Origin of the sequence: Devosia soli, from assembly GCF_000970455.1 — a bacterium.
GTDB classification, from domain to species: Bacteria; Pseudomonadota; Alphaproteobacteria; order Rhizobiales; family Devosiaceae; genus Devosia; species Devosia soli.
On the sequence record NZ_LAJG01000042.1, the window covers coordinates 301,171 to 318,876 of the forward strand.

Below are 17,706 nucleotides of genomic sequence, written 5' to 3' on the forward strand. Positions count from 1 at the left end.
ATCAGCCGCGCGAAAAGACCAGCACTGTTTCTCGGTTGCCATCGCCGCCAGCAATGGGCGAGAGGATGCTGAGCTGGTGGGTAAACCCCTGCGCTTCGACAAAGGCGATGACTTCGGCCATGGCGCGGCCGCTGGCGTCACCATCGGAGACGATGCCGCCCTTGCCGACGAAATCGCGGCCGACTTCGAATTGCGGCTTGAAGAGAATGACGGCATCGGCCCTGGCTTGGCAAAGGGCGAGCGGCGCCGCAAGCACCTTGGTGACCGAGACGAAGCTGATATCGGACACCAGCAGGTCGACGGCGTCGGCAATCTCCGCGCGGGTCAAGTCGCGTGCATTGGTGCCTTCGAGGCCGATGACACGCGGGTCGGAGCGCAGCTTTTCGTGCAGCTGATCGTGGCCAACATCGACGGCATAGACCTGCGCGGCGCCCCGTTCGAGCAGAACCTGAGTGAAGCCGCCCGTCGAAGAACCGACATCGAGGCAGGTTTTGCCGGCGACCGCAATGTGGCCGGCATCGAGCCCAGCGACGAGTTTGAGGGCGGCGCGCGAAACATAGGCGGACGCCGGATCATCAAGAGCAATGGCATCGTGGGGTCCGACCATCTGATTGGGTTTTCTGGCCGGAGCGCCATTGACCGAGACGGTGCCGCGCAGGATCGCGTCACGCGCGCGGGCGCGGCTCGGCAGGAAGCCGCGCTGTTCGAGCGCCAGATCGAGACGGATGCGCGCGCTCACCGCGAAACGAGCCGCTCGACCTTGGCGAGGGCGGTATCCTGAGCCTCTTCATAGGCGATCGTGCCCTGGAAACTGCCATTGCGGTCGATAAGGAAGGTGAGGGCCGTGTGATTGACGAGATAGAACTCGCTTTCCACGTCGCCCGCCTTTTCGGAAAAGACGCCGAACGCGGCCTTGGCCGCCTCGGCCGCCGCTTGGTCGCCGACAAGGCCGATGACGGAGGGATCAAAGCCCTCGACATAGGCTTTGACGGCCTCGAGCGTATCGCGCTCGGGATCGACGGTGACAAAGATGATGCGCAAATCTTCCGGCGAGAGACCCAGCTGACTGCGCCATGCGGTGGTTTCGGCCAGCGTTGTCGGGCAGACATCGGGGCAGAACGTATAGCCAAAGAAAACAAGGCTCGGCGTGCCGGGAAGGTCCTTTTCGGTAAAGGTGCCGCCCTTGGTGGAGTTGAGCGCGAAGCTCTGCCCATTGAGCCCGAGGGGCCGCTGGGGTGGGCGATAAAGATAGAGCCAGGTTGCGCCGAGCGCTGCCACGGCCACCAGCACCCAGAGCACGATCCGGAAATTGCGGAGGGTTTTGTTTGTCGTCATTGTTTCTGGATGCCCCATGGAAGCGCAACGCCGCCAGTTTTCGTCATTCCCCGGCTTGTCCGGGCAACCCATCTCCCGGGAGACCAGGGACATCCGGCTAAACTGAGGTTCTAGCGTTCGCGGGAATGACGCTACGGATGGCTGAAGGGCCCGCAGGTGGGCGCTATCACACTCAGTTGGCGTCGAGAGGTTCGGTGCCGATGGCCTTGCCTTCGCGGCTCAAGGTGATCTTTTCGATGCGTGCTTCGGCGGTCTTGAGCAGCATTTCGCAATGGGCCTTGAGGGCCTCGCCGCGCTCATAGATGGCGATCGATTCCGCTAGCGGCGCGCGGCCGCTTTCAAGCTTCTGGACGATCTGTTCGAGCTGTTCCAGCGCTGCTTCGAAGCTCAGGGTTTTGACATCCTCGGCGATCTCGGCCATGGCGCATCCTAACTTTTAAGAGAACTCGTCGCCCCATCCATCAGCATGGCCACGTGCTGGCGCACACCTCCGGCTAGGCCCCTGAGGTCATAGCCACCTTCGAGCAGGGACACAATGCGGTTGGCGCAGCGCTTGTCAGCGATATCCATCAACTTTCCGGTGACCCAGGCGAAGTCCTGGTCATCCCATTCGAGCTGCGCCAGGGGATCGCGCTTGTGCGCGTCAAAGCCCGCTGAAATGAGGATAAGGTCGGGGGCGAAATTATCAAGCGCGGGAAGGATGCGGCCGAGATAGGCCTCGCGCATGGCCTCTCCGCCGGTGTGCGCTTCGAGCGCCACGTTGACGATATTGCCGACACCGGTTTCGCGCGGATGTCCGGTGCCCGGAAAAAGCGGCATTTGGTGGCTAGAGGCATAGAATACCGTCGGATCGGCCTCGAAAATGTCCTGGGTGCCATTGCCGTGGTGGACGTCGAAATCCACGATGGCGATGCGCTCGGCTCCATATTTGCGCTGCGCCTCGCGCGCGACGATGGCGACGGTGTTGATCAGGCAAAAGCCCATGGGCTGATCGACCTCGGCATGGTGGCCAGGTGGGCGAATGGCGCAAAACGCGTTGTCCGCCTCGCCAAGCAGCACGGCCTCGAGCCCGAGCAGCGCGCCGCCAAGGCCGGTGGCGACGGCAGAAAGGGAGGTATCGGAAATAAAGGTGTCGCCATCGATCTGGCCGATGCCTTCCGCCGGGCGCGCGTCGCGCAGCCGGGCAAGGTATCGGCTATCATGGACCAGCTCGGCCAATGTTATGTCGCCATAGGGCGCATCGCGGCGCACGAGCTTGCCAAACTGGTCGTCAGCCAGCGCATCGTTGACGGCGCGGATGCGATCGGCCCGCTCCGGGTGCCCCGGCGGTGTCTTGTGGTCTTCGAAATTGGTCTGGCTGACGAGGAGCGTGGTCACGGATGGCCTGCGAAAGCGTTGTCGAAAGGTCAGATAGCACTTTTCAGGAGCGAACGGGCGAGAAACGGATGACGGCCCCTGTTGGCTCCCGCTTGACGCGCGCATGCGCCGTTGCGAAAGAGCCAGCATGAACCCTTTGCCGCAAGACCTTTCCGTTGATGCTGCCGCCGCCCTCCTCTTGTCAGGCCGGCTCGTCGCGTTCCCGACCGAGACGGTCTATGGGCTCGGCGCTGATGCGACCAATGCCGACGCGGTGCTCTCGATCTACGAGACCAAGGGCCGTCCACGGTTCAATCCGCTCATCGTCCATGTCGCGGACCTTGCCATGGCCGAACGCCTTGCCGAATTTTCGCCGCTGGCGCGAGCCCTTGCCGCCCGGTTCTGGCCAGGGCCGCTCAGCATCGTGGTGCCGCTCAGGACCTGGCATGGCCTTGCCGATATCGCCACCGCGGGGCTCGATACGGTGGCGCTGCGCATGCCGGACCATCCCGTGGCCCTGGCGCTGCTCAGAGCGACCGATCGTCCGCTCGCGGCGCCTTCGGCCAATCCTTCGGGAAAACTCTCGCCGACAACGGCCGAGCAGGTGCGCCGCGGATTTGGCGGCAAGGTGCCGGTGCTAGATGGCGGCCCGTGCCAGGCTGGCGTTGAATCAACCATCGTTGCCGTCGATGGCGACTCGATCGTGCAATTGCGGGCCGGGGCGCTGGCGCGGCAAGAGATCGAAACGGCGTTCGGGCGAACCGTGTCGCTCGCCGCGCAGGGCGCAAAAATCTCGGCGCCGGGCATGCTGCTGAGCCACTATGCCCCGAACGCCGCCATCCGCCTCGACACCGCACCCCAGCCAGGCGAAGCCTTTCTGGCATTTGGGCAGGCGCCGGCCTTTGACGGGGAAATGCGAAACCTCTCGCCCAGCGGCGACCTCCGCGAAGCCGCGCGGAATCTCTTTACGATGCTGCACGAGCTGGACGCGACAGGGGCGAAAATGATCGCGGTTGCGCCGGTTGCGGAAACGGGGCTTGGCGAAGCGATCAACGATCGCCTGCGCAGAGCCGCAGCGCCGAGGGATTAGGTTTTCCCTGTTGGCCAATCCGTTGGCAGCAGCGCTCGGCCGAAAGTCTGGGCGTTCGAGCGCTGCGCCTTTTGCCTCTAATCCCTGACGGAATAAGGCTTCTGATCCCGCATGAAGCGAGCCAGCGCTTCAAGATCCGGATCGCCCCCGGGCGGCAGTACGACGCGGATGTTTACGTAGAGATCGCCGTCGCCATAAAGGCCCTTGCCCTTGAGGCGCAGAGCCTTCGAGGTATCGACGCCCGGCGGCAAGTTGAGCTCCACCGAGCCATCGAGCGTCGGCACGCGCACCTTAGCGCCGAGCACCGCTTCGTAAAGCGTCACGGCGACGTCGGTGCGCATGTCCTTGCCGTCGCGGCGGAACACCTTGGATTTTTCAAAGCGCACGGTGACGAGCGCATCGCCCGGCTCGCCGAAGGCATTGGGCGTGCCCTGGCCCTTGAGACGGATCTGCTGACCTTCCTCGACCTTTTCAGGCAGCTTGACGTTGAGCACCTTGCCCGTGGGCATGCGCACCGGCACGGAGGCGGCCTTATGCGCATCCTCAAGCGAGACAGCAACGGTGACGACAACATCATCGCCCTTGAGGCGCTGGCCGGCGCCGGCGCCCGCACCCGCGCCCATGCCGCCGGCAAAAGGATCCCACTGGGCGCCACCGGCGGCGCCAGCACGGCCACCCGCGCCACCGCGGGGCTGGCCGCCAAAGCCGCTCATGAATTCCTTGAGGATGTCCTCGGCCGAAAAGCCGCTTGCCCCGCCGCCTGCGCCCGGCCGGGCGCCGCGTGCACCGCCAAACCCACCATTGCCAAAACCGGCAAAGCGGGGATTGCCATCAGCATCTATTTCGCCACGGTCGAACTGGGCGCGCTTGTCCTTGTCGTTGAGCAGGTCATAAGCGTGCGTTGCCTCGGCAAACTTGCCGTGGGCCGATGGATCGTCCGGGTTCTGGTCAGGGTGATACTTCTTGGCCAGCTTGCGATAGGCGGACTTGATGTCCTTCTCGCTTGCGGACCGCGGCACCCCAAGCACGGTGTATGGATCGCGCATTTGGTCCAATCTGTTCTGATCGAGCGTTGCTTCGCTCACAATTGAAGTCCTATATGGCGATGCCCCCCCGGCTTGTCCAGTTTTGGGGGCGTCAAAGCGCGGGAAATATGACGATGCTGCAGACGCTGACCGAACGCCTTTTCGATGATGGCGACCGCGCCGATCTCGATCCCTTTGCCATATTCGAGGAGTGGTTCGCCCTGGCAGAGGAGAGCGAACCGAACGATCCCCACGCCATGGCCGTCGCAACTGTCGACCCATCCGGCGTGCCGGATGTGCGCATGGTGCTGATGAATGCGCGGGACGAACGCGGCTTTGCCTTTTTTACCAATTTCGAAAGCGATAAGGGGCGTGAACTCCTGGCCCATCCGCAGGCCGCGCTGATGTTTCACTGGAAGTCGCTGCGCCGCCAGATCCGCATGCGCGGCCCGGTCGAAGTGGTGACGCCTTCGGAAGCGGACGCCTATTTCGCTTCGCGCCATCGCGGCAGCCAGATCGCCTCCTCGGCCTCGCTGCAATCGCGTCCGCTCGAGAGCCGACAGGAGCTGGTCGAGCGGGTTGAAAAATTGACCGAAACGATCGGTGACGGTCCGGTGCCGCGGCCGCCGCACTGGTCGGGTTTCCGCCTTCGTCCGCTGGCGATCGAATTCTGGAAGGACGGGCAATACCGCCTCCACGACCGGGTCCGGTTCACCCGCGAGGGGTTCGAGGCCCCCTGGGAGAGCACGCGTCTTTATCCCTGAGATGGTGCAACCCGTTCGAGGGGCCGGAACGTTTAAAACAATCCAAAGACCTTCCTCCTAGAACTGAGCGCCAGCAAGGGAATGAACTCTTCGTGCGCATCCTGATCAGAACGTCGAAAACGGCCATCTGGGCGCGCCGGCTTGGCAGCCTTGCGGTGCCGCTCGTCGTCTTGCCGGTGGGCATGCACCATCTCAAGCTGATCGATTCGCCGAGCTTCTTCATCGTGGCGCTGGGGGCCATGGCGCTGGCGGCGATCGCCATTCTGGTCTCGCTCCTGGCGCTTGTGCGGCTCTGGTACTCGGGCGATCAGGGTTGGGGCAGCGCGCTTCTGGGCCTGTTGTTCGGGCTCTTCTCGATGGCGCCCTTTACCTATTACGGCTACCTGGCCGCGACCTATCCGCCGGTGACCGATATCGCTACGGTGCCCCGAGGCGAATTGCCGCTTCTTTTCCTGCCCGATACGGCGCAGATGCCGCCGCCAAAACTGCTTTCAGCGGAGGAGCAGGCGCGGGTCTTTCCCAATGCTACGACGCGCACCTATCCGCTCGATCCAACGCAGCTTTTTGCCATCGTCACCCGCCTGGCCGATGCGGAAGGCTGGGATATTCGCCTCAGCCGCGACCCTGGCGCGGATGGCACGCCGGGCCGGATCAATGCCCGCATCGTCACCATTCCCGGCTGGACCGAGGAGGCGGTGATCCGAGTTTCAACGAGGACCGGCGGCTCTTCCGTCGACATGCGTTCGGCCTCGATCAATGCGCCGCACGATTTTGGCTCGAACGGCACGCGCATCGAGAATTTCATGATCGCGCTCGACAACGAAGTGACGACGCTGCTGCGCGACAACCCCACTGCAAACCAGCCGGCACCCGCCGAAGACGAAGAGCCCGCGCCGGCCGTCGAGGGTCAGGCGCAGTAGGCGGTCAGCTGGCGGCCCGGCGCGTCAGCGTGCGCTGCACCGCATCGTTCCAGCCTGCTACCTTGGCGTCCCGCTCGGCAGCATCCATCGCCGGCTCGAAGCGCCGGTCCCGCGCCCAGCCGGCGGCAAATTCGTCCATGCCGGGCCAGACACCGGCCTTCATGCCCGCCAGCCAGGCCGCGCCGAGCGCCGTGGTTTCAAGAATGGTCGGACGATCGACCGGGGCATCAAGGAGATCGGCGAGGAACTGCATGGTCCAATCAGACGCAACCATGCCGCCATCGACGCGCAGCACTGTATCGGTACTGCTTGCCGTCCAGTCCTTGCGCATGGCTTCGAGCAGGTCGCGTGTCTGGTAGCAGACCGCTTCGAGCGCGGCGCGGGCGATTTCGGCCGGGCCGGTATTGCGGGTAATGCCGAAAATGGCGCCGCGCGCCTCGGCATCCCACCAGGGCGCGCCGAGCCCGACAAAGGCGGGCACCATATAGACGTGCTGGCTGGGATCGGCAGAGCGCGCCAAGGGGCCGGTTTCGCTCGCCTGGCGCACGAGCTTGAGACCATCGCGGATCCACTGCACCGCTGCGCCGGCAATGAAGATCGAGCCTTCGAGCGCGTAGGTCGTTTTGCCATCGAGGCGATAGGCGATGGTGGTCAGAAGACGATTTTGCGAACGCACCATGTCCTTGCCGGTATTGAGAACGGCAAAACAGCCGGTGCCATAGGTCGACTTGACCATGCCTGGATCGAAACAGGCCTGGCCGATCGTCGCGGCGTGCTGATCGCCGGCCACACCGAGAATGGGAATGGGAGCGCCGAAGAGCTCAGTCACGCCATAATCTCCGGCGCAATCCTTGACCTCGGGCAGGATTGCCCTGGGGACGGCAAGGAGCGTGAGCAGTTCATCGTCCCAGGCATTGCGGGCGATGTCGAACATTAATGTGCGCGCAGCATTGGTGGCGTCGGTGGCATGCACCTTGCCGCCGGTGAGGCGCCAGACGAGGAAGGTGTCGATGGTGCCGAAGGCCAGCTCGCCTTTTTCGGCCCGGGCGCGCGCGCCTTCGACATTATCGAGCAGCCACTTGACCTTGGTGCCGGAAAAATAGGGGTCGAGGAGCAGGCCGGTGCGCTCGGTGAACAGCGCTTCGTGACCTTCTTGCCGGAGCGCCGCGCAGGTCGAGGCGGTGCGCCGATCCTGCCAGACGATGGCATTGTGGATGGGCTCGCCGGTTGCCCGATCCCAGATGACGACGGTTTCGCGCTGGTTGGTAATGCCGATGGCGGCGACGTCGCTGGCCGTCACCCTGGCTTCGGAGAAGGCAGTCTTGATGGTCGAGACGACGCTTTGCCAGATTTCCTCTGGATCATGCTCGACCCAGCCATCCTGCGGAAAGTGCTGGGCGAACTCTTTTTGGCCGACCCCGACGACCTTACGGGCGCCATCGAAGACGATGGCCCGGGTCGAGGTCGTGCCCTGATCGATCGCCAGCACAAAACCGCTCATCACATTCTCCTCTTGCGAAGCTCTCGGGGCTTCTTCGGCCGCATCCTTTTACGAAAGACTGGGCTGCAAGCAAACCTTTTGGGCGCAGGTCAGGCGATGCGATAGGCGTCCTTGGCGGCCTGATAGCTGAGGTGGCGGGCGATTTCCTCGGCGCTCGACTTGCTGAGCCGGTTTTCGCCAACCCAGCGACCGAGAAAGCCACAGACCTCGCGGCGCCAGACGTCGTGGCGGGCGGGGATAGAGAGCAGCGCGCGCGTGTCGTCGTTGAAGCCTGCAAGGTTATAGAAGCCGGCCGTTTCGACCACCTGATCGAGATAGCGGCGGATGCCCTGTGGACTATCGTGGAACCACCATGGCGGGCCGATCAGCAGCGAGGGCCAGAAGCCGGCCATGGGCGCCAGCTCGCGGGCATAATTGGTTTCGTCGAGCGTGAACATGATGAGACGGAGATTGGGCTCATTGCCAAAGCGGGCGAGAAGGGGCTGGAGGCCGTCAACATAATTGACCCGGCTCGGGATATCGGCGCCAAGATCGGCGCCGCGCTCGGCGAGAAGCGATGGATCGGTGTTGCGGCGGGCGCCGGCATGAAGCTGCATGACGAGACCGTCTTCGACCGCGAGGCCCGCCATTTCGGTCATCATCTGCGCACGGAAAAGATCGGCGTCTTCGTTGCTATATTGGCCGGTGAGGAGCCGATCGAGCAGCGCCTGCTTTTCGATCGGGGCAAGATCGGCCGTCTGTGCCGTCGGCACGCCATGGTCGGTTGCGACGGCGCCGAAGCGGCGGAAGAATTCGCGGCGACGGCGATGCGCGTTCAGGAGGCCATTCCAGGTCGAAATATTCTCCCCAGTCAGCTCGGCAAATTCCCTGATGCGATCGATCCACCCGGCGCGCTCGGGATTGGTGACGTCATCGGGACGATAGGTGGTGCGCACGCGGCCAAGATAGCCGTCCGCTTCCATCGAATGATGATGCGGCAGCCTGTCGAGTGCGAATTCGGTGGTGGTGATGACCTCGACATTGAAGCGGTCGAGAATGGCGCGCGGCAGCAACTCCGGCGTGCCGAGCTGGCTGTCGATCGCGTCATAGATGCTGTCGGCGGTTGCCGCGGAGAGTTCTTCGGTGATGCCGAAGACGGCATGGAGCGAATGGTCGATCCAGGTCTTCGACGGAGTGCCGGCAAAGAGATGATAGTTGGACGCAAAGAGCCTCCATGCCGCGCGGCCATCGGTCTCAATCGACTTGCCGTCCTTGCGCGGGATGCCCAGCGCATCATAGCTCAGACCCCGGCTGCGCAGCATGCGCAGAACGTAATGATCCGGGGTCAGAAACAGCGCCGTCGGCGTCGAGAACCGCGCATTCCCCGCGAACCAGGCCGGATCGGTATGGCCATGGGGGCTGACGATGGGCAGGTCCCTGACCGCCGGATAAAGCTCGCGCGCAACGCTGCGAGCCGGCTCGGAAGCGGGGAAGAGGCGATCGGGATGGAGATGGGCTGGGTGGGTCATGATCCGGTTGTGCCATGTTCGACAGCTGGTTTCAACATCTTCCATACAAGACGGGGCTTGTGAAAATTTAAGACAAATTAACCGCATTTTCAGTGCGTCATTCGCCCCTGCCGCGCACGAGCGTATTCTTGCGTACCGGGTGAGAAACAGCCCTTTCAAGGCGGCTGCCCAATCGTAAGCGCGTGGTCGACACCGCGACATGAGGGGTAAGCATGGCCAATCTCGATATCGGTTCCCGAACGCCCGACATTGCCCAGGTGCGCATTGCCGTGCAGCGCAGCGCCCATGTGCAGCGCGCCCGCCAGATGCTGGTGGCGGCCGGCATTGCCGCGCTGAGCCTCGTGCTGATCGCCGGCGCACTGCTCACCCAGGCGTTCTGATTTTCACACTATTCAGAGCGGCGATTTCTTCAGCCGTCAAACCCGCCATTGAAGTTGACACAAGGCCCTCTGCCGCTATGGTCCGCGCCAGATTTTGTTGAGGAGCCGCCATGTCGCACGCCCAGTTGTCCGCCGTCATCGAGACCGCTTTCGAAAACCGGGCCGAGGTCAATTTTTCGACCAAGGGCGAAGTGCGCGAGGCGGTGGAAACGGCGCTGAATTTGCTCGATAGCGGGCAGGCGCGCGTAGCCGAAAAGGTTGGTGGCGTATGGCAGGTCAACCAGTGGCTCAAGAAGGCCGTGCTGCTGTCCTTCCGCCTCAATGACAATGTGCTCATCGAAGGCGCGCCGGGCGGGGCCAATTGGTTCGACAAGGTGCCAAGCAAGTTCGCCGGCTGGGGCGAGAACCAGTATCGCGCTGCTGGTTTTCGCAGCGTGCCGGGCGCAGTGGTCCGCCAGTCGGCCTTTATCGGCAAGGGTGTCATCCTGATGCCGAGCTTTGTCAATCTTGGCGCCTATGTCGATGAAAACACCATGGTCGATACCTGGGCGACAGTCGGCTCCTGCGCCCAGATCGGCAAGAACGTGCACCTGTCGGGCGGCGTCGGCATCGGCGGCGTGCTCGAGCCGCTGCAGGCCAATCCGACGATCATTGAAGACAATTGCTTTGTCGGAGCACGCTCAGAAGTCGTCGAGGGTGTCGTCGTCGGCGAAGGCTCGGTGATTTCCATGGGCGTCTTCATCGGCGCTTCGACGAAGATCATCAACCGCGCGACCGGCGAAGTGCATATGGGCAAGGTGCCGCCCTACTCCGTCGTTGTCTCCGGCTCGCTCCCCGGCAAGCCGCTGCCCGATGGCACACCCGGCCCGAGCCTTTATTGCGCTGTCATCGTCAAGACGGTCGACGCACAAACGCGCTCGAAGACGGGTATCAACGAACTCCTCCGCGACTGAACATGACCATCAACCCGCAAAACCTGCTCGAGCGCCTGATTGCCTGCCCTTCGGTAACGCCGGAGGCTGCGGGGACGCTGGAGCTTTTGGGGCGGGAGCTGGAAGCGGTCGGCTTTGCGGTGACGCATCTGCGCTTTGAGGGCGAAGGGTCTTATCCCGTCGATAATCTCTTTGCGACGCGCGGGACGGGTGGGCGCACGCTGCTCTTTGCCGGGCATACCGATGTCGTGCCGCCCGGCGATCTCCAGCAGTGGACGAGTGATCCCTTCGTGCCGCGCGTGACGGATGGAAAGCTTTTTGGACGCGGCGCGGCGGATATGAAATCGGGCGTCGCGGCCTTTGTCGCGGCCTGTTCGGCCATTCCCGAAAGTGCCGGAACGATCCAGCTCGCCATCACCAATGATGAAGAGGCCGACGCCATCAACGGCACCGAAAAGCTGGTGCGCTGGATGGCGGACAATGGCCACCATTTCGATTTTGCGCTGGTGGGCGAGCCGAGTTCGGCCGAGACGCTGGGCGACAGCATCAAGATCGGGCGGCGCGGCTCGTTTTCCGGCGTCGTGACGGTAAAGGGCGTACAGGGGCATGTGGCCTATCCGCACAAGGCCAACAATCCGCTGCCGGTACTTGCGGCAATCCTGACAGCGCTGAGCACGACCAAACTCGATGACGGCACCGAGCATTTCCCGGCCAGCAATCTCGAAGTGACGACGGTCGATGTCGGCAATCCGACCGGCAATGTCATCCCAGGCGCGGGAACGCTCAAATTCAATATCCGCTACAATGACACCTGGACGCCCGAAACACTGGCGAACTGGGTTCGTGCCCAAATCGCGTCGGTCGACGCCAAGGGATGCGCGGTGACCTTCCAGGTGTCAGGCGTCCCTTCACGGTCTTTCCTCTCTCCGCTCAGCGACGACATCGACACGCTGTCGGACGCCATCGAGGATGTGACCGGGCGCCGGCCGGATTATTCGACCGGCGGCGGCACTTCGGATGCGCGGTTCATCGCCCAATACGGGCCGGTGGTGGAATGTGGGCTGGTCGGGCCCTCCATGCACAAGGCCGACGAACATATCGCCATCACCGATCTCGTGGGTCTGACGGCGATCTATGAAACCTTCATGGGTCGGTTCTTTGCGGTGGATATGTCATGAAGATTTTTGCCGCGCTGCGCAATGCGATCACCGGCTGGGTCGGGCTGGTGCGCGGCGATACCGACTGGCGCCGGTTCTTTGCCATTTCCTCGGCAGGGCTGACGACGGCGCTTGTACTGTTCCTGTTTTTTGCGCTGCTTTCGATCGCACTTGCCTCGGCCAATGTCGGCATGCCGAGCCTTTTCGGGCTCGTGATTGCCGTACTCGTGCAGAGCCTGTCGATCCTCGCGCTTCTTGCGGCGATTTTCGCGACCCGCCGGGCGGTGCCGACCAGCGCAAGCCTATTCGAGATGCTGGTGCCGGGCATTTATGCGCTTATCGCCTATCTGATCCTGGGCACTATTTTGTCCCTGATTGCCGGGCCGGTGCTGGTGGCGCTATGGATCGGGCTTGCGGTTTTGCTGTTCTTTCTCGGCCGGCGGGCGGCAGAATGGAACATCGGGGTTAGCGCGGCCTTTTCGGTTTTGACCATGGTCCTGCTTGTCGGCTTGCCTGTGACGCTCTACATGCTGCTAGGCCCGGTGGCCGCGCCCACACCTTGAGACGAGACCATAGCCTTTGGCACAGCCTAATTCGCCCTTCTTCGACGAAGCCGCCAATGCCATCCGGGGCTGCGTTGCCCTCATCACGGGCAAGCGTGATTCGTCGACTTTCTTCGATTTCTCCCAGCGCGGCCTTGTCGGCAGCCTGATCGCCGCCCTCGTGGCGATCCTGCTCGCCGCCTTTGGCCCCCTCGTGCTCGGCCTGGCGCTGCCGCCCGGCACGGCGACGCAATCTGTGGTCGTCAATGGCGTGTTGTTTCTCACCCAGGCCGGAATGGCCTATATCGTGCTGCGCCAGATGGGCCGGCAGGATGGCTTCATCCCCTATCTCGTTGCCAGCAATTGGGTGACGCTGTTTTCCGCAGTGCTGCTGCTGATTTCGACGGTTTTCGGGCCAGTCGGCATGGTGTTGCTGCTCGGCATCGCCGTGATCGCGCTTCTGACCTTCATTAATATAGGCCGGTTTATCGTCACCCTCGCGCCGATGCAGATCGCACTGCTGTTCGTGTCGCAGGCGGTTGGCGTATTCCTGGCCCTGGGCCTCATTGCCATTTTCCTGCCGGCTCCGCCGATGCCTTGAGGCATGCCCTCAAAGAATAGTCTTGCATCATGCCAGTCCAATCGTCATTGCCCGGCTTATCCGGGCAATCCACATCGCCGTGATATGGACCATCCGGACAAGCCGGGTGGTGACGACGGTCTCAGTTGAAAAGCCCTAAGGGTAGTCGACCCTGACGAAATAAAGCCCGGTCGGGGGCGCCATGGCGCCGCAGCGGCTGCGGTCGGCAGCGTCGAGCGCGGCGCGAAAATCGGCAGGGCTCCATTTGCCTTCACCCACAAGTTTGAGCGAGCCGACCATCGAGCGCACCTGATGGTGAAGGAAACTCCGGGCGCTGGCAGTGACGATCACATGGTCCAGTTCGCGGCGCACGGCGAAATGGTCGAGGGTTCTGATGGGCGAATTGGCCTGGCATTCGGCGGAGCGGAAGGTCGTGAAGTCGTGGCGACCGAGGATTTTCTGGGCCGCCTCGTGCATGACGTCGGCGTCGAGCGGCACGGGCACGTGCCAGACCTGATGCCGCTCCAGTGCTGCCGGGGCGCGGCGATTGAGGATGCGGTATTCATAGTGCCGCGCGAGGGCGGAGAAGCGGGCCTCGAAGGTGTCGGGCGCGGTTTCGCAAGTGAGGACCGACGCAGGATGTGGGCGCAGGTGATAGTTGAGCGCCTCGCGCACGCGAAATGGGTCACGGTCGGTCGAGAGATCGAAGTGAACCACTTGGCCGAGCGCATGAACCCCGGCATCGGTGCGGCCGGAGGCCTGGGTGACGACCGTCTCGCCCGAAAACCGAAAAATGGCTTCTTCGAGAGCCTGCTGCACGCTCATCCGATCGGCCTGACGCTGCCAGCCGCATAAGGAGGTTCCGTCATATTCGAGGGTGAGTTTATATCTAAATCGGTTTATGGGAGGGCTCTTTGGCACTTGTTCGAGAATTCAAAAAGCTAGACGGCGAACGCTACCAACTCCACGAAGAAGTTGAAGCTAGGTACGCCACCTTTGATCGAGACGGCAAAGGGTTTGTGCAGATCAACACGTATGGCCGGGCCGATCGTGAGCTTCCTGGCAAACTGTCTCAAAGTATACAGCTAGATCGCCAGGGCGCCGAGGCGTTGGTCGCAATCCTGCGGAAGGCATTCGCCCTTAGCTGACTCGCTCCGGCAACAGCCCTGCCCCGCGCAAAAACGTCGCGGCGTCCATGGCGCCCTTGCCTTCGCGCTGCACCTGGGTGAGGCGGACGGCGCCCGTGCCGCAGGCGATGGTGAGGTCGGGGCCGAGCAGGCTACCGGGCGCAGCGCTGCCGGTGGCAAGCGTCGAGCGCAGGGCCTTTATCCGCGTCGGTTTTCCCGCTAGTTCCAGTTCGAACCAAGCGCCGGGGAAGGGCGAGAGGCCGCGGATGGTGTTATGGACCTCTTCGGCCGACTTTGAAAAATCGAGTTTGGCTTCAGCCTTTTCGATCTTTGCCGCATAGGTGACGCCCGCTTCGGGCTGGGGCGTGAAATCGAGGCTGCCGCGTTCGAGCGCTGCGAGGGCGCGGCCCATGAGATCCGCGCCGAGGCGCATCATCTGGTCATGGAGTTCGCCCGCTGTCATGTCGGGGCCGATGGGGATGATCTCAGTCGGGCCCATGGCGCCGGTATCGAGGCCTTCATCCATGTTCATGACGACGATGCCGGTTTGCTTATCCCCAGCCATGATAGCGCGCTGCATGGGCGCAGCGCCGCGCCAGCGCGGAAGAAGCGAGCCGTGGAGGTTGAGGCAGCCTTCGGGGGGCGCATCGAGAATGGGCTTGGGCAGGATCAGGCCATAGGCGACGACCACGGCGACATCGGCGCCGAGCGAGGCGAACTGAGCCTGCTCGGCTTCATTGCGGAGACTCTTGGGCGTGAAGACCGGAATACCGAAACTTTCGGCCGCTTCATGCACCGGGCTCTTTCGCTCGGCCTGGCCGCGGCCGGCCGGCTTTGGCGCACGCGTATAGACGGCGAGCACTTCGTGGCCCGCCGAAACGATCTCGGTCAGCGTCGGCACGGAAAATTCGGGCGTGCCCATGAAGACGACGCGCATTGGCTTTACTCCTGGGCAGTTCTCCCCACGCCAGCGCGGGGAAAAATTCTTATCGCGCGGCGAGCTTGGCCTGCTTTTCGAACTTCTTGATCACCCGGTCGCGCTTCAAACGGCTGAGATAGTCGATATAGAGCACGCCATCGAGGTGATCGAGTTCGTGCTGGATGCAGACGGCGAGCTTGCCATCGGCGTCCTTGGTGACTTCCTGGCCGTCGAGATCGGTATATTTCACCGTCACCGTCGAAGGGCGCTCGACTTCGTAATAAAGCTCGGGAATCGACAGGCACCCTTCTTCGGTCACCTGGATTTCTTCGCCGAAATGGGTGATCTCGGGATTGATCATGACGAGCGGCTGAGGGGTTTCCTTTTCGCCCGCCAGATCCATGACCACGATGCGCTTCATCACCCCGATCTGGGGCGCGGCAAGGCCGATGCCCGGGGCGTCATACATGGTGTCGAGCATGTCCTTGGCCAGCGTCTTGATCTCTTCGTCGACCTCGACGATCGGATCGGCAACGGCGCGCAGGCGCGCGTCGGGAATGATGAGAATAGGGCGGATGGCCATGGCAAAGGTCCGGCGATATCTGGATTTGGTGCTGATATGGCGTCTTGAGGCGCATCGGTCAACTGCGGAGCACGATTGCACCCAGAGCAGAATAGAACATTTTAAGAACGGAAGAATCGGTTAGACTGAGGCGCATGAGTGAACTCGACACGATTTTGTTTGTGGCCGGCTCGGTGCCGGTGACCCTGGGTCTCGCGCTGGCGATCGGCTTTCTGCTGGTGGTGGGCCTCGCCTTCGTGTTGCTGGTGGGCAATGCGCGGACCAATGCCGAGCGGGCAGAGGATGCGGCGCGGATCGCCAGCGACAATCTCAAGACGAGTTTCCTTGAACAGATCGCGCAGCGCGATATGCGCATTCGTGATCTCGACCTCGCCTTGGCGCGCGAGCGCGAACGGGCGGCAGATTTGCTCGACAGCGAGCGGGAAAAATCGAGCGGGCTGATGGCCGAACTGGCCGCCATGCGGACCCGTCTCGATGAACAGAGCCGGCAAAACGAAGCGAACCTCAAGCGCTTCATGGACGCGCGCCAGCAGATGACCGATGAGTTCAAGGCCATTGCTGGCGACGTACTGAAAAGTCATGGCGAGACGTTTACGCGGCAGAACCGCGAGCAGGTGGATACGCTTCTGAAGCCGCTGCAGGACAAGATCACCGAGTTTCACAAGAACCTCGTCGAAGATCGCTCCGCCATGGGCGAGCGCATCCGCGCGCTGGCCGAGAGCAATCTGCAGATCACCACCGAAGCGCAGAATTTGACGCGGGCGCTCAAGGGCAGTTCGCAGACCCAGGGCGCCTGGGGTGAAATGATCCTCTCGACGATCCTGGAACAATCGGGCCTGCGCGAAGGGGAGCAGTATTTCGTCCAGCAGAGCCATAGCGGCGAGGAAGGGCAGCGCGTCCGGACCGATGTCGAAATCCTGATGCCGAATGGCGATCGGCTGGTGATCGACTCCAAAGTCTCGCTGACGGCGTTCGAGGCCTTCGTGAACAGCTCTGAGCTCGATCGGGACCAGCATCTGCGGGCCCACATAACTTCCGTGCGCGGGCATATCACGACGCTGGGGGACAAGAGCTATCATCGCGCCGCGAAATCGAGCCTTGATTACGTGATGATGTTCGTGCCCATCGAATCCGCGCTCGCGACGGCCATCCAGCACGACGCAAAACTCGTCGAATTCGGCATGGGCAAGGGTGTCATGCTGACAACGCCGACGACGCTGATGACGGTGCTGCGCACCGTGCGCAATGTCTGGGACATCGAAAAGCGCCATCAGAACGCCGAAGAAATCGCGGAGCGCGCAGGGGCGTTGTACGAAAAGGTGGCTGGGTTCCTCTCGACCATGGATAAGGTCGGCACGAGCATCGAGCGCGCGAGCCAGGATTTTGCCAAGGCCAAGGATCAACTCTCGACCGGCCGCGGCAATGTCGTGCGGCAGGTCGAAATGCTGCGGGAGCTCGGCGCGAAATCGGCCAAGAGCCTGCCGGCTGGCTGGGATGGCGGGAGCGACGAGCAACCGACGCTGCGGCTGGTGGGCGAGGAGCCGGGGGATCGGAATTAGGCGCTAAATACAGGCTGATTGACAGCGTGCTCTTCAATCCGATGTCACGGTCATTGCCCGGCCTGCCCGGGCAATCCATCTTGCCTCCGCATGGTTTACCCGGACAAGCCGGGTGGTGACGATTGGGGCGTGAGTTGACAACGGTGATCAGCGCCGCTGACCAACCTCCCCTAAGCCGCGCACAATTCGCTCTTACTCTTGAGTACCTTATCGCCGTCGTCCTGCTCTATAAGGAAAGCCGGCTCTTTCTTGCTTGCCTCGCGCGTTACCTTGGTGCCCTTGGTGCCCTTGATGGTCTTGGTCACCTCTTCGGTAAAGCGCTCGACAATCTTACCTTCGGCTTTGCTCGAGCCCCACTTCCAAGTGACTTTCGAGCCTTTGCGAAATGCCATTTTCATCTCCATTTTCCGTGGAAATGAGGAGGCTGG

At 62.7% G+C, this 17,706-nt stretch carries 21 protein-coding genes; 10 read left to right on the forward strand and 11 right to left on the reverse strand.

Annotated features, from left to right (window positions below; all coding sequences use genetic code 11):
* Position 1: 1 nt before the first annotated feature.
* The 4 genes from VW35_RS17955 to VW35_RS17970 form a co-directional block, all read right to left on the reverse strand.
* Complete coding sequence (locus tag VW35_RS17955) at positions 2–739, reverse strand: TlyA family RNA methyltransferase (protein ID WP_046144432.1); 738 nt, start codon at positions 737–739, stop codon at positions 2–4.
* Positions 736–1,335, reverse strand: coding sequence for an SCO family protein (locus VW35_RS17960; protein WP_046144433.1), 600 nt, complete (start codon positions 1,333–1,335; stop codon positions 736–738). The genes VW35_RS17955 and VW35_RS17960 overlap by 4 nt, the downstream gene beginning before the upstream one ends.
* 172 nt (positions 1,336–1,507) lie before the next feature.
* Complete coding sequence (locus tag VW35_RS17965; RefSeq protein WP_046144434.1) at positions 1,508–1,756, reverse strand: exodeoxyribonuclease VII small subunit; 249 nt, start codon at positions 1,754–1,756, stop codon at positions 1,508–1,510.
* Positions 1,757–1,764: 8 nt separating this feature from the next.
* Positions 1,765–2,712, reverse strand: coding sequence for a histone deacetylase family protein (locus VW35_RS17970; protein ID WP_046144435.1), 948 nt, complete (start codon positions 2,710–2,712; stop codon positions 1,765–1,767).
* Between the two features lie 127 nt (positions 2,713–2,839).
* Here VW35_RS17970 and VW35_RS17975 point away from each other — a divergent pair, with 127 nt between their 5' ends.
* Entirely contained in the window at positions 2,840–3,781 is a 942-nt protein-coding gene (locus VW35_RS17975) for an L-threonylcarbamoyladenylate synthase (RefSeq protein ID WP_046144436.1), read from the forward strand.
* Between the two features lie 77 nt (positions 3,782–3,858).
* On the opposite strand, the gene VW35_RS17980 is transcribed toward VW35_RS17975, so the two are convergent.
* Positions 3,859–4,827: a DnaJ C-terminal domain-containing protein gene (locus VW35_RS17980; protein ID WP_046144578.1), complete on the reverse strand. Its 969-nt coding sequence runs from the start codon at positions 4,825–4,827 to the stop codon at positions 3,859–3,861.
* A gap of 107 nt (positions 4,828–4,934) precedes the next feature.
* On the opposite strand from VW35_RS17980, the gene pdxH reads away from it, so the two are divergent.
* A complete protein-coding gene (gene pdxH / locus VW35_RS17985; protein ID WP_083983000.1) occupies positions 4,935–5,570 on the forward strand; it encodes a pyridoxamine 5'-phosphate oxidase in 636 nt (211 codons plus the stop codon).
* Between the two features lie 92 nt (positions 5,571–5,662).
* On the forward strand, positions 5,663–6,490 hold the full coding sequence (locus tag VW35_RS17990) for a DUF1499 domain-containing protein (RefSeq protein ID WP_046144437.1): 828 nt from the start codon (positions 5,663–5,665) through the stop codon (positions 6,488–6,490).
* Positions 6,491–6,494: 4 nt separating this feature from the next.
* Here the strand turns inward: VW35_RS17990 and glpK are convergent, their stop codons facing one another.
* Positions 6,495–7,991, reverse strand: coding sequence for a glycerol kinase GlpK (glpK, locus tag VW35_RS17995; protein ID WP_046144438.1), 1,497 nt, complete (start codon positions 7,989–7,991; stop codon positions 6,495–6,497).
* A gap of 89 nt (positions 7,992–8,080) precedes the next feature.
* Positions 8,081–9,499: a glucuronate isomerase gene (uxaC, locus tag VW35_RS18000; protein ID WP_046144580.1), complete on the reverse strand. Its 1,419-nt coding sequence runs from the start codon at positions 9,497–9,499 to the stop codon at positions 8,081–8,083.
* A 212-nt stretch (positions 9,500–9,711) separates the two neighbouring features.
* Here uxaC and VW35_RS21685 point away from each other — a divergent pair, with 212 nt between their 5' ends.
* From VW35_RS21685 to VW35_RS18020, 5 genes are all read left to right on the forward strand, one after another.
* Complete coding sequence (locus tag VW35_RS21685; RefSeq protein WP_161796943.1) at positions 9,712–9,879, forward strand: hypothetical protein; 168 nt, start codon at positions 9,712–9,714, stop codon at positions 9,877–9,879.
* A 110-nt stretch (positions 9,880–9,989) separates the two neighbouring features.
* Positions 9,990–10,832, forward strand: coding sequence for a 2,3,4,5-tetrahydropyridine-2,6-dicarboxylate N-succinyltransferase (gene dapD, locus VW35_RS18005; RefSeq protein WP_046144439.1), 843 nt, complete (start codon positions 9,990–9,992; stop codon positions 10,830–10,832).
* A 2-nt stretch (positions 10,833–10,834) separates the two neighbouring features.
* Positions 10,835–11,989, forward strand: a complete 1,155-nt coding sequence (gene dapE / locus VW35_RS18010; RefSeq protein WP_046144440.1) for a succinyl-diaminopimelate desuccinylase — start codon at positions 10,835–10,837, stop codon at positions 11,987–11,989.
* Entirely contained in the window at positions 11,986–12,531 is a 546-nt protein-coding gene (locus VW35_RS18015) for a hypothetical protein (RefSeq protein WP_046144441.1), read from the forward strand. Before dapE ends, VW35_RS18015 begins: the two co-directional genes overlap by 4 nt.
* 16 nt (positions 12,532–12,547) lie before the next feature.
* Positions 12,548–13,111, forward strand: coding sequence for a hypothetical protein (locus tag VW35_RS18020; protein WP_046144442.1), 564 nt, complete (start codon positions 12,548–12,550; stop codon positions 13,109–13,111).
* Positions 13,112–13,246: 135 nt separating this feature from the next.
* On the opposite strand, the gene truA is transcribed toward VW35_RS18020, so the two are convergent.
* The gene (gene truA / locus VW35_RS18025) at positions 13,247–13,993 is read right to left on the reverse strand and encodes a tRNA pseudouridine(38-40) synthase TruA (RefSeq protein ID WP_046144581.1); all 747 of its coding nucleotides are present in this window, start codon (positions 13,991–13,993) and stop codon (positions 13,247–13,249) included.
* A gap of 11 nt (positions 13,994–14,004) precedes the next feature.
* On the opposite strand from truA, the gene VW35_RS18030 reads away from it, so the two are divergent.
* On the forward strand, positions 14,005–14,238 hold the full coding sequence (locus VW35_RS18030; RefSeq protein ID WP_052951851.1) for a hypothetical protein: 234 nt from the start codon (positions 14,005–14,007) through the stop codon (positions 14,236–14,238).
* On the opposite strand, the gene fmt is transcribed toward VW35_RS18030, so the two are convergent.
* Both fmt and def read right to left on the reverse strand, forming a co-directional pair.
* On the reverse strand, positions 14,231–15,154 hold the full coding sequence (gene fmt / locus VW35_RS18035; protein ID WP_046144444.1) for a methionyl-tRNA formyltransferase: 924 nt from the start codon (positions 15,152–15,154) through the stop codon (positions 14,231–14,233). The genes VW35_RS18030 and fmt overlap by 8 nt on opposite strands.
* Before the next feature lie 49 nt (positions 15,155–15,203).
* A complete protein-coding gene (gene def, locus VW35_RS18040) occupies positions 15,204–15,719 on the reverse strand; it encodes a peptide deformylase (protein WP_046144445.1) in 516 nt (171 codons plus the stop codon).
* A gap of 134 nt (positions 15,720–15,853) precedes the next feature.
* Between def and VW35_RS18045 the strand changes: the two genes are divergently transcribed.
* Positions 15,854–17,278 carry a DNA recombination protein RmuC gene (locus VW35_RS18045; RefSeq protein ID WP_052951852.1) on the forward strand — a complete coding sequence of 475 codons (1,425 nt, stop codon included), beginning with the start codon at positions 15,854–15,856 and terminating at the stop codon, positions 17,276–17,278.
* 170 nt (positions 17,279–17,448) lie between these two features.
* Here the strand turns inward: VW35_RS18045 and VW35_RS18050 are convergent, their stop codons facing one another.
* Positions 17,449–17,670 carry a hypervirulence associated TUDOR domain-containing protein gene (locus VW35_RS18050; RefSeq protein WP_342017752.1) on the reverse strand — a complete coding sequence of 74 codons (222 nt, stop codon included), beginning with the start codon at positions 17,668–17,670 and terminating at the stop codon, positions 17,449–17,451.
* Positions 17,671–17,706 lie beyond the last annotated feature (36 nt).